Origin of the sequence: Psychromonas hadalis ATCC BAA-638 (assembly GCF_000420245.1) — a bacterium.
GTDB lineage: Bacteria > Pseudomonadota > Gammaproteobacteria > Enterobacterales > Psychromonadaceae > Psychromonas > Psychromonas hadalis.
This window is the reverse complement of sequence record NZ_ATUO01000031.1, coordinates 1-12,050: the sequence shown is the minus strand read 5'-3', so window position 1 is coordinate 12,050 and position 12,050 is coordinate 1. Positions and strand designations below refer to the sequence as shown.

Genomic DNA, 12,050 nt, shown 5'->3' with positions numbered 1-12,050 from the left:
TTCATTCTCCTTGTGATAGGTAAAAAGTGGCGAGTTGCAAATCTTCTTCACGGGTTACTTTTAAATTATCTGAACGACCCTCTACAATAGTAACAGGCAAACCACACATCTCCAGTGCAGAAGCTTCATCGGTTATTTTATCCGGGTAAGTAGCACTGTTAATCGCATCAGTAAGTTGTTTATTAATGAACATTTGTGGCGTTAAAGCATGCCAAAGGTTATCGCGCTCTACCGTGGTAATAATTTCATTATGATGATCACTGCGCTTCATGGTATCGCGTACTTTGCTGGCTAAAATAGCACCTTGTTGGTTACTTTTAACTTGCTTGATCAATTTATTAATATCAGTAGTACGAATGCAAGGACGCGCAGCATCATGCACTAAGATATAATCATCGGCATCGATAACATTTAATGCAGCTAAAACAGAATCTACTCGCTCAGCACCACCAATCACCGTTTCTATTTTAGGATGCTTAGCAACCGCTAAATGAGCAAACCATTGATCATTTTTAGCCAATGAAACAACCACACGGCTTATCTCTGGATGATTAAGAAAAGGGCGCAAACTGTATTCAATAATTGTTTTATCAAGCAGGGGTAAATACTGTTTGGGGATCGTTGCACCAACACGTTTACCGATACCCGCTGCGGCAATAACCGCAATTAAATTTCTGTTCATTACATAACTACCTCTTACTTTTCACGCCTAATATTTAGGGACAATACGGAAAAAGGTTTCGCCCTCTTTCACTAAGCCAAGCTCATTACGCGCTCTCTCTTCAATCGCTTCTGAGCCACTTTTAAGATCATCAATTTCAGAAAACATCATATTATTACGTAAAACAAGTGTGGCATTACTCTCTTTCGCAAGAGCCACTTCTGCAGCTAATTGTTGATTATCTTGTATACCATTTTTCCCCCACCACAAGTGATATTGCACCAGCAATAAGAGAAAAAGTAAGGCTATAAAAAACAGACGCATCAAAATTACCTTATGTGTAATGCAATAAAAATTAGACTTCTTTCCAAAACAACAGTTTATTTTCTAGCTGAGGGAAATGAGGATGAATCAATAACTTATAGCTGGTTATAATAGCAACAATGATTTTTATCACTACCATCTGCTCAATCCCTAAAAGGTAGTAGGCATAACCGCCTAAAAATGCAGAGATAAGCATGAACACCTGAAATAAACGGATCTGCTTAACACTTAACGCAGTTAAAATAATAATAAAATCAAACCAAGTGAGCAGTAAACCTGTAGAAGGGTTTGCTAAGTAGTCATTGACTGCAAAATAGATAAAATAGAGTAAACCTATCATCATCAGCAATAAGAACAGATTAATCACTTTTTTAGGTGTTTTAGTGAAGTCACAAAGATAACGATAAAAGGTAACGCTACCGACCACTAAATTAAGCAAAACTTTGGGCATAACACCAATCATAAATCCCCAAGTAACATCATTAGCAACCGATAAAAAAGAAGCTAAACGCATATTTTTCATGCCATTAAAAACAAGTAATACAATATAAAAAAATACACTTGTCCAACCTAATATTTCAATTACTAACGTCATGTTCCATCACTCTTAATCAAAACCGCTATAATAACAGTAAAAATATGAAGATAAAGTGTACCCCGCACTTTTGCCGATAAAATAAAAAGGGCTATCTTAAAAAGATAACCCTTTGTTAGTTTAAAAGTAGATCATTACTTAACGGGGATATTTTTCACCCCTTTATTCATCGCTTCAACTAATTCATTATTTTGGTCATGAGTGACCTCCCAAGCGAAAATACCCGCAAAACCTCGCGCTAATACCCAGTTGCCTTTCGCTTCGACAGAGCGCGCATTGTCATAAGAAATAAACCCTTTTTGTACTTCATTCCACGCAAAAGCAGCATCATGTTTTGCATCATAAAATTCAACCCAACCCGATTTTTCATCGGTGACCATTTTTTGAATTTCATGATAAGGCAGATCAAGCTTTATACCCGCTTCAGCTGTTGCATAGGTATCATCTTCATTTTTAGCGTATGGACGACCTTCTGGATAATTTGTTAACCCAGTCCAACCACGCCCATAAAACGCAGCACCTAATACAAGTTTTTCGGCAGGCAGACCCGCTTTCAACATGCCCGCAATATACCCGTCAGAGCCAGACCACCATTTTAGGTCACCACTGCCTTTAAGATTAGAAAGATGACCAATATCATTAGTACTCCATCCACCAAAAAAATCATAGGTCATAGCAAACCAGTGATCAATATATTTACTTGCTTCTGGGTAATCAATGTTGGCTACTTTTGCAGGTGGCACTCCAGCGGCGGCACTTAATTCATAGTGACGACCATTTTTTTCGCCTAAGGCATCAAGACCAGCACGTAACTCTTTTAGCATCTGGGTAAACATTTTGGTTTCATGTTTCATCACCACAGTGCTTAGTTTTGTTTTAGGATCCCACGATGCGGTTGTTAAACCACCACCGCCTGGGTATTCCCAATCAAGATCAATACCATCAAACACCTCAGAGTCTTCAACCAATTTAATAGCAGATTCAACAAACTGTTTACGCCCAGCATCTGTTTTAATCATCTCATGGAAAGGTTGAGACATCGTCCAACCACCAAACGAGGGTAAAACAGTCAGATGGGGATTAGCAATTTTAAGCGTTTTAAACTGCTCAAAGTGGCCTTCATATTCAGTGCCGTCGGCGAGTGTTAAACCATAAGCTGCTTTTTGATCAGCGACAATCGCAGTGAACTCTGGTTTATCTTTACAGGTTTCTTCAATCTGTTTAAGTAACGCTTCCCCCGTATCAGAGGGGTGCGTTCCACACATGGTTAAAAATGCATAGATCACATGGGTTAAATCGCCCGCTGGAATTTGTGAAGGTAAGTAGGGTACGTCATCATAGACACGCCAATCAGGGAAATAAGCTCCAACGACTTTCCCTGATGATTGTTCAAAATGCCCAGTGCTTTTTTTCTCTTCGCTGTTACCAGAGCAAGCACCTAATGCGAATGTAACGGCAACAATTGTTGCAAGTTTGGTTGTTTTACGGCTCAAAACTTCCATTATTTATTCCTTTAAAATATTGGCCCATATTTCGTAGCACAGTATATAAAAGAAACAACAACTAAACCTGCTTAACTTCTCAGTTGCAATAACAGAGTAAAAAAAACGCTCAAAGAGCGTTTTATATTAGTTACTTAATTGAAATAAAAGGATTATTCCCACTCAATTGTCGCAGGAGGTTTACCAGAAATATCGTATACAACACGAGAAATACCATCAATTTCATTGATTATACGGTTTGAAACATGACCAATAAGATCATAAGGAAGATGTGACCAACGCGCCGTCATAAAATCAATCGTTTCAACACAGCGTAGTGAAACGACCCAATCATATTTACGACAATCACCCATAACACCCACTGAGCGCACAGGCAAAAATACAACAAAGGCTTGACTCACTTTATGGTAATAATCAGCTTTGTGTAACTCTTCAATAAAGATAGCATCCGCACGGCGTAGCAGATCACAATACTCTTTTTTCACTTCACCCAATACACGTACGCCTAAACCTGGCCCTGGAAATGGGTGACGGTAAAGCATCTCGTAGGGTAAACCTAGCTCTAGCCCAATTTTACGCACTTCATCTTTAAACAATTCACGAAGTGGCTCAACGAGCCCCATCTCCATGTCATCCGGCAAACCACCCACATTATGGTGAGATTTAATCACATGTGCTTTACCATTTTTAGTAGCGGCTGATTCAATCACGTCTGGATAGATAGTGCCCTGTGCAAGCCATTTAGCATTGGATAATTTTTTAGATTCTTCATCAAAAATTTCAACAAAAACACGACCAATGATTTTACGTTTTTTCTCAGGGTCGCTTTCACCAGCCATCTCATCTAAGAAACGATTTTCAGCATCAACACGGATGATTTTCAACCCAAAATGCGAGCCAAACATCTCCATCACTTGATCGCCTTCGTCTAAACGAAGTAAACCATTATCCACAAACACACACGTTAGCTTATCACCAATGGCACGTTGCAATAACATCGCCACAACCGAGGAATCAACACCGCCAGAAAGCCCTAATATGACTTCGTCATCACCTATCTTCTCTTTCATTTTTGCAATTGCATCGTCAATAATAGATGCTGATGTCCACAATGTTTCACAGCCACAAATATCCACAATAAAGTTGCGTAACATACGTTCGCCTTGGCGAGTATGGGTTACTTCTGGATGAAATTGTACACCGTAAAAGCGTTTTTCTTCATTAGCAATGGCAGCAAATTCACAGGTTGCCGTGTTAGCAACGGTAATAAAATCAGCAGGGATAGCAGAAACTTTATCGCCGTGACTCATCCAAACATCAAGTAACGCATTACCACTATCTGACAACGCATCTTCAATGCCCGCAAGGAATTTAGAATCCGTTTGCACTTCAACCTGTGCATAACCAAATTCGCCCTCACCTTCACCTTTAATGACAGCGCCACCAAGTTGATGTGACATGGTTTGCATGCCGTAACAAATGCCTAAAACAGGTACGCCGGCATTAAATACATATTCAGGCGCACGTGGTGAATTTTCAGCAGTAACACTTTCAGGACCACCAGCAAGCACGATACCACTTGGGTTAAACTCTTTAATATCCGCTTCTGAAACATCCCAGCTCCAAAGCTCACAGTAAACACCAATTTCACGGATACGACGCGCGATAAGTTGCGTATATTGAGAGCCAAAGTCTAAGATTAAGATACGTTGTTTATGGATGTTAGTTGTCATGTTTAATCATTCCTAAATAAATAAGACGTTAACAAAAACGCCTTATTTTTTAATTTTATTTGAAATATTTATAAGGTGATTACGCTGAGAAATTGCCCTGTAACAAGGCGAAAGCGCGGAGCTTGGTTTACCCAGTGAGCACTTTCAACGCCGTGACAGGTCAATTTAACAAGTAAGGACTTATAAACTAGCCACCAGTGCGATAATTAGGTGCTTCTTTGGTAATCGCTACATCATGCACGTGACTTTCGCCCATACCTGCACTGGTAATTTTTACAAACATCGCTTTGGTGTTCATCTCTTTAATGGTTGCACAGCCAGTTAGCCCCATTGATGAACGTACACCGCCCATCTGCTGATGAATAATCTCTTTCACTTTACCTTTGTAAGCAACGCGGCCTTCAATACCTTCTGGCACTAATTTGTCAGCTGCATTATCACTTTGGAAGTAACGATCAGATGAGCCTTGAGACATGGCAGCCAATGACCCCATACCACGGTATGATTTAAATGAACGTCCTTGGAATAAAATAATTTCACCCGGAGACTCTTCCGTGCCAGCAAACATGCTCCCCATCATGACGCATGACGCGCCAGCAGCAAGTGCTTTAGCGATATCACCAGAGAAACGGATACCGCCATCAGCGATAACAGGAATACCAGTGCCTTCAAGTGCGGTAACCGCATCTGAAATAGCCGTCAATTGTGGTACACCAACGCCTGTTACGATACGTGTTGTACAGATTGAACCTGGGCCTATTCCTACTTTAACCGCACTACAACCAGCGGCAACCAATGCTTTAGCACCATCACCCGTCGCCACATTACCGCCAATAATTTGTAAATCTGGGTAGCTTAAACGTGTTGCTTTAATTCTATCGAGCACACCTTGAGAATGACCGTGTGAAGAATCAATTAATAACACGTCAACACCAGCTTCAACTAACGCATCAATACGCAACTCGTTACCCGCGCCAGCGCCTACCGCAGCACCCACACGTAAACGACCCAATTCATCTTTACACGCATTAGGTTTACGCTCGGCTTTACGGAAATCTTTTACCGTAATCATGCCTTTAAGCTTGAAATCATCATCGGTTAACAATACTTTTTCGATACGTTTTGAATGCATTAACGCTTCAATTTCATCACGTGGGGTATTGGGTTTTGCAGTGACTAAATTAGCTTTTACCGTCATCACCGCCGAAACTGGCTTTTCTAAATCAGTTTCAAACAACACATCACGACCGGTGATAATACCGACAAGTTCACCAGAAGCTTCAACAACAGGATAACCCGCAAAGCCATGTTGCTCTGTTAGCTCTTTGATTTGACCTAATGTAGTTGTAGGAGAAACAGTAACAGGATTTGCTACTACACCACTTTCATGGATCTTAACTAAACGTACTTGCTCAGCTTGCACTTCAATAGACATGTTTTTATGAATAAAACCGATGCCACCTTCTTGTGCTAATGCGATTGCAAAACGTGCTTCAGTTACCGTATCCATTGCAGCAGAAACGACTGGAATATTCAGCTTAATTGTTTGTGTAAGTTGCGTTGTTAAATCCGCAGTGTTTGGCAGTACAGTCGAATGAGCTGGTACTAATAATACATCATCAAATGTTAATGCATCTTTGGCAATTCGTAGCATTTTGCAATATCTCGCTTATAGTTGGGAGTATTTAGGCACCCCCTATTTCTTGGGGGTGATATTGCGGATGGATTTTAATCGTTTTGTGACATAAGTACAATTAAAAAATCGTTTATTACACATTCTTTTTCTTAAACATGAAAAGTGCTAATATCCAACACTAAATCCCTTGAAAGTGATCAATCAATGAACTCTCAAAACAGTAATATTTACAGCGTTAGTCGCCTTAACCGTGCGGCTAAAGCACTGCTTGAAACGGGCCTTGGCGTGGTGTGGTTATCAGGCGAAATATCCAACCTCACCATTGCCGTTTCGGGGCACTGGTATTTTACTTTGAAAGATCACAGTGCACAGGTTAAATGTGCGATGTTTAAAGGCAATAACAGACGAGCAGGGTTTACTCCAAAACATGGGCAACAAGTATTAGTGCGAGGAAAATTAAGCCTTTATGAAGCCCGTGGCGATTACCAACTAATAATAGAAAGTATGCAACCTGAAGGGGATGGTTTATTACAGCAACAATTTGATCAGTTAAAATGTCAACTGGCTGCAGAAGGATTATTTTCTGAAAAACACAAAAAACCACTGCCCCAAATCATCAAATGCATCGGTATCATCACCTCCTCTACTGGGGCGGCTCTGCACGACATTTTAAGTGTATTAAAACGTCGCGATCCACGTTTACAGGTTGTTATCTACCCAAGCCAAGTACAAGGGACTGGTAGCGCAGAATCTGTTGCAGCACAAATTCAACTGGCTAATGCGCGCAATGAGTGTGATTTATTAATTGTTGGCCGTGGTGGTGGCTCGTTAGAAGATTTATGGTGTTTTAATGAAGCGAGGGTTGCGCACGCTATCTTCAATAGCACACTGCCAATTATTAGTGCAGTAGGTCATGAGATAGATGTCACTATCAGTGATTTTGTCGCTGATATTCGTGCTGCAACGCCATCGGCAGCAGCTGAACTTGTCAGTCAAAACAAAGCCTTTGTCAGTACCCAATTACAAACATTAGTGACACGTTTAAAAAGTGCGATGAGTAATAATTTACAACGTACTCAACATCAACACGCCCTGTTAACTGAAAAACTATTTAAACAAGATCCCAAACATAAACTGCAACAACAAACACTCATTGCAGACGAACTCAACTTGCGCCTACAACATGCAATGAATACATTACTAAATGGTAAACAGCAACAGGTAAACCGATTACATTCAAGTTTACTGCAACATAGCCCAGAGAAAACCATTAACCTTGAACTACAAAAACAATCACAGCTAAATGCGCGTTTAAAAAATGCAATAATGAATAAACTTCAACGCAGTGAAACTGATCTACAAAATGGCATCAACCAACTCAACAGTGTGAGTCCATTAGCAACCCTTGCCCGTGGTTATGCGATTGTCAAAGATGAAAAAGGTCGCGTGATAATTGATGCATCAACGCTTAGCAATGAAGCCTTGATTGATATTCACTTTGCACAAGGGGAGGTAAAAGCACGAGTAATTATTTAGTCCTTTCTTTTAAACAGGGGATTGATAGCTTTTGTCCTGTGTACTTATCTTCACCACACAAAAAAACGCGACGCACACAGCGAGAAATACAGTGGTAGTAAGGGAAATGAATGAATCACAGGGTTGAGTCATTATTGACTCCAAAGATGAACCAGTGGCCATTATTTAACCACAGGTTCATCCCGAAATTCAGTCAACGTTTAATCACCGTCACGCCCTGAGTTATCAGTCTATTAAGATCAACAATACCAATATCTAATCAATTTCACTGGTTAATCAGACTGGTATTAGTACCATGGAATGTTAAAAATGAAGCATTAATCGATATAGACTAAAAAGTGAACTAGAATAAGTATCTAGTTCACTTTTTACTTCTGTTTTTTTTCGTTGCTTTGTAGTTTTGACTACCTAAGCTGTGAAGCTTGCAGATACTGCTTCATTTCTTTTTCGGGTACCATGCCGCCACCCGTGGCCCAGACTAAGTGGGTCGCATTTCTCATTTTTTCGGGAGAAAAATCCATGCGTTTCAGATAATCTTTATTATTTTCTACATGGATAGGCCCCTTCACTCCAGCCAAGGCTGATGGTTCGAGTTTAATTTTTTGACAATCGTTCATTATTCCCAAAAGCTTATACATTTCTTCGTCTGCTATGGTGAAGTATCCGCCTAGCATGCGCTCCATGGCTCTTCCTACGAATCCCGAAGCTCTACCTACGGCGAGTCCATCGGCAGCTGTTATGTTATCGATGCCTATGTCTTGCACACTGATATTATCATGAAGCCCGGTATGAACTCCTAATAGCATACAAGGCGAATGTGTAGGCTCCGCGAAGATACAATGTATATCGTCACCAAAAGCAAGTTTGAGGCCGAACGCGACGCCTCCTGGCCCCCCGCCTACCCCACAAGGAAGGTAAACAAATAATGGATGAGCCTGATCTACTATTATACCTTGATCCGAGAACTGCTTCTTGAGGCTTTCTCCGGCTACGCTATAACCTAAAAAAAGGTTGAGTGAGTTTTCATCGTCGATAAAAAAACACTTAGGATCATCTTTAGACTTTTCTCTTCCCTGCTCGACGGCCACACCATAATCAGATTCATATTCAACGACCGTCACTCCATGAGATCTGAGTCTATCTTTTTTCCATTGTCTAGCGTCTGCTGACATATGAACGCTCACGTCGAAACCAAGCTTAGAGCCCATTATACCTATAGATAAACCTAAGTTACCGGTAGATCCGACGGCTATCTTATATCCCGCAAAAAACGCTTTAAATTCTGGCGATATAAATTTTTCATAATCATCCGAAACAGTAATCAATCCTTCTTTAATGGCTAGGTCTTCGGCATGTTTCAATACTTCATAGATTCCACCTCTCGCCTTGATGGAGCCAGATATTGGAAGATGACAATCTTTTTTTATAAATAATTTTCCGTTTATCTTGGTATCATAGTGAGTCATTAACTCCTCTTTCATTTCCTGGATCTCTTCTATCTCAGATTCTATGATCCCCTTATTTGGAATTGTTGCTGGAAAAGCTTTCATCAGATAGGGAGCGAAACGCGTTAATCTATCGCTGGCATCTCGCACATCATTCTCATTTAATGGTATATGATGCAAAGCCTCTGCTATATTTGTTATGTTTGGATTGAACCAAGAAAGCTCTTCTAAATTGATTAGTTTCTTCACTAATGGGAAATCCGATACTAATTTTTCTATTTGATCCTTTTTCATTATTTTTTCCTAAATAAGATATGAAAGTAAGAATGTATATTCTTCATCTATTTCTGAATAATATTTTTACCTCCTCACAAATGCAGACTTTAACTGCGTAACATCGTTATTAAATAGGAGATTGATAGTTTTTTCGTTGTAACACTTTTTCCGCTTTTAACAGTTCACTTTTATTTCCCTGCAATAACACCACATCGCGCGCTTTAAAGCGCGTTTTCTCTGACAGTGATACCTCATCACCACTTTTACGGTGTAACGATTTAATACTGACGCCACTAAAATGAAACTGTAGAACAAAGCTGTCAATAAATTCAGAGGTTTCAGGCAAAACAACAGCGTGTATCTGTTCAATGTTCCACGTGTTTTTTTCATTTTGGCTCTCTTTCCCATAATAAAAACCATGTAGATGTTGATATTTTGTTCGCCTTTCACAATCAAGTCGTTGCATTATTTTTTTGCGTGGTACACCCGATAAAAACAGAACATGTGCGACTAGCATCAAACTTCCCTCTAAGACTTCAGGCACTACCTCTGTTGCCCCCGCTTCATATAACGCATCTAGCCCTTGATCATTTTTAGTACGTACCAATACTTTTACATTTGGGTTTATTGCACGAATTTGTCCCAGTAATGCTAAGGCTCGTTGTAGATCATTAAAGGTAATAATCAACAATTTAGCTTTTTCGATACCCGCAATCAGCAATATTTCTCGGCGACTTGCATCACCAAACTCGACCTGCTCGCCCCCTTCTCGCGCCTCTTTCACACGCATAGGATCTCTGTCTAAGACAATAAAAGGCAGTGATTCAGCACGTAAAAAACGCGAGACAATCTGACCGACGCGCCCATAACCACAAATAATGGTGTGATCGCTAAATTGCCCAGGTAACGTTTTTTGAAAATGAAATACTTTCTCATAGTGGTGCAACACTTCACGGGTTATTTTCTGGCTATATTTCACCAACACGGGCGTCAAAGACATGCTGATAACCCCCGTCGCAATCAATAATGAAGATACCTCATCATCTAATAACTGATACTTACTGGCCAGTGCCACCAAAATAAAACCAAACTCGCCCATCTGAGCAAGTGCAATGCCAACCCCTAGCGCCGTGGTTAATTTCTCTTTCATGATAAGAGCAGCTAAGGTAATAGTCAGAATTTTGGCGAGCATCATGCCCACCACCATCAATAACAATAGGACTAAATTATCACGTAAAATATCAAAACTGAGCAAAGTGCCAATCGAGATAAAAAAGATCGCCATTAAAATATCTTTAAAGGGACGAATGTCCGCAGAGAGCTGATGACGATAATGGCTTTCAGCGAGCATCATGCCCGCAAGAAAAGCCCCTAGTGCCATCGACAAACCAAGAAACTGGGTAAACCAAGCGGCAAACAGAGTCACAAATAGGTTCGATAATATAAAAATTTCATCGAAACGCACTTTCCCCATCTCATCAAAAAAACGGGGTAATATCCAACGGCCGATAGCAAGTAAGACAGCAACGGAAAATGCGCCTTTTACAAATGCAAGTAGCAGTGGCATCACAAAACCACCCTCTAGGTTTGGCACGGCAATAATGGGGATAATAATTAAAAAAGGCACAACAGCAAGGTCTTGAAATAATAAAATAGCGATAGCAAGCTTGCCACGTTTAGAATGCAACTGTTGCTGGTCAGAGAGTACTTTTACAATGATCGCTGTGGATGACATAGTCAAAATACCTGCGATGGTAAATGATTGTTGCCATGTCATGGCAAAAAATTGGCTGATAAAATAGAAAAGAAAAAAGGAGACAATAACCTGCAACGCCCCTAACCCAAAGACAGAACGTCGCATCTCAATGAGTTTATTAAGGGAAAACTCTAATCCTAACGAAAACATTAAAAATACAATGCCAAACTCAGCAATTAACTCTATCTCATGGTAAGAGTCTAGAAAATTAAGCAGGGAAGGACCGAGCACAAACCCAGTAAAAAGATAAGCAACAATATTAGATAGGCGCAGTTGCCTAAATACAATCACACTGATGATTGCAAAACAGAGCAGTAATAAAAGATCGCTTAACACGAATCTAAAAACTCCTTATGCGTTACACGGCAATTTTTAGCGCATTTAGGAATCGTTACATAATAACTTGCGCTAAATTGTTTTCAAAAAGCCTGAAGGGATCGTTACAAAATAACTTGCGATAAATTGTTTCCAAAAAGCCTTAAATGACTGGCTATTTTAAAAACAAAATCGCAACTAATATTGAAGCCAATCCTAAATGACTGGTTATTTTGAAAACAAAAGCGCAAGTAATTTTGAAGCCGATCCT

The 12,050-nt window shown here is 40.1% G+C and carries 9 protein-coding genes; 1 reads left to right on the top strand and 8 read right to left on the bottom strand.

The features are described from left to right. Nucleotide 1: 1 nt before the first annotated feature. The 6 genes from ispD to guaB all read right to left on the bottom strand — a co-directional run bounded on the left by ispD (nt 2) and on the right by guaB (nt 6,469). Nucleotides 2-682 (bottom strand): 2-C-methyl-D-erythritol 4-phosphate cytidylyltransferase, encoded by a 681-nt coding sequence (gene ispD / locus G322_RS0105820; protein WP_022940870.1) that lies wholly within the window; start codon nt 680-682, stop codon nt 2-4. Between the two features lie 27 nt (nt 683-709). After that, nucleotides 710-985 (bottom strand): cell division protein FtsB, encoded by a 276-nt coding sequence (gene ftsB, locus G322_RS0105815; RefSeq protein WP_022940869.1) that lies wholly within the window; start codon nt 983-985, stop codon nt 710-712. A 31-nt stretch (nt 986-1,016) separates the two neighbouring features. Continuing rightward, a complete protein-coding gene (locus G322_RS0105810; RefSeq protein WP_022940868.1) occupies nt 1,017-1,580 on the bottom strand; it encodes a hypothetical protein in 564 nt (187 codons plus the stop codon). Nucleotides 1,581-1,714: 134 nt separating this feature from the next. Further along, entirely contained in the window at nt 1,715-3,082 is a 1,368-nt protein-coding gene (locus G322_RS20020; protein WP_022940867.1) for a glycoside hydrolase family 18 protein, read from the bottom strand. A 152-nt stretch (nt 3,083-3,234) separates the two neighbouring features. After that, on the bottom strand, nt 3,235-4,815 hold the full coding sequence (gene guaA, locus G322_RS0105800; protein WP_022940866.1) for a glutamine-hydrolyzing GMP synthase: 1,581 nt from the start codon (nt 4,813-4,815) through the stop codon (nt 3,235-3,237). Between the two features lie 187 nt (nt 4,816-5,002). Beyond that, nucleotides 5,003-6,469 carry an IMP dehydrogenase gene (guaB, locus tag G322_RS0105795; RefSeq protein ID WP_022940865.1) on the bottom strand — a complete coding sequence of 489 codons (1,467 nt, stop codon included), beginning with the start codon at nt 6,467-6,469 and terminating at the stop codon, nt 5,003-5,005. A 186-nt stretch (nt 6,470-6,655) separates the two neighbouring features. On the opposite strand from guaB, the gene xseA reads away from it, so the two are divergent. Beyond that, nucleotides 6,656-7,987: an exodeoxyribonuclease VII large subunit gene (gene xseA, locus G322_RS0105790; protein WP_022940864.1), complete on the top strand. Its 1,332-nt coding sequence runs from the start codon at nt 6,656-6,658 to the stop codon at nt 7,985-7,987. Nucleotides 7,988-8,391: 404 nt separating this feature from the next. Here xseA and G322_RS0105785 read toward each other — a convergent pair whose 3' ends face one another. Both G322_RS0105785 and G322_RS0105780 read right to left on the bottom strand, forming a co-directional pair. After that, nucleotides 8,392-9,726 carry a D-serine ammonia-lyase gene (locus G322_RS0105785; RefSeq protein WP_022940863.1) on the bottom strand — a complete coding sequence of 445 codons (1,335 nt, stop codon included), beginning with the start codon at nt 9,724-9,726 and terminating at the stop codon, nt 8,392-8,394. A gap of 109 nt (nt 9,727-9,835) precedes the next feature. Beyond that, a complete protein-coding gene (locus G322_RS0105780; RefSeq protein WP_022940862.1) occupies nt 9,836-11,800 on the bottom strand; it encodes a cation:proton antiporter in 1,965 nt (654 codons plus the stop codon). Nucleotides 11,801-12,050: the final 250 nt, after the last annotated feature.

Coding starts and splice junctions, on each gene's coding strand:
- ispD (WP_022940870.1), bottom strand. CDS start 682: ATGAACAGAAATTTAATTGCGGTTATTGCCGCAGCGGGTATCGGTAAA.
- ftsB (WP_022940869.1), bottom strand. CDS start 985: ATGCGTCTGTTTTTTATAGCCTTACTTTTTCTCTTATTGCTGGTGCAA.
- G322_RS0105810 (WP_022940868.1), bottom strand. CDS start 1,580: ATGACGTTAGTAATTGAAATATTAGGTTGGACAAGTGTATTTTTTTAT.
- G322_RS20020 (WP_022940867.1), bottom strand. CDS start 3,082: ATGGAAGTTTTGAGCCGTAAAACAACCAAACTTGCAACAATTGTTGCC.
- guaA (WP_022940866.1), bottom strand. CDS start 4,815: ATGACAACTAACATCCATAAACAACGTATCTTAATCTTAGACTTTGGC.
- guaB (WP_022940865.1), bottom strand. CDS start 6,469: ATGCTACGAATTGCCAAAGATGCATTAACATTTGATGATGTATTATTA.
- xseA (WP_022940864.1), top strand. CDS start 6,656: ATGAACTCTCAAAACAGTAATATTTACAGCGTTAGTCGCCTTAACCGT.
- G322_RS0105785 (WP_022940863.1), bottom strand. CDS start 9,726: ATGAAAAAGGATCAAATAGAAAAATTAGTATCGGATTTCCCATTAGTG.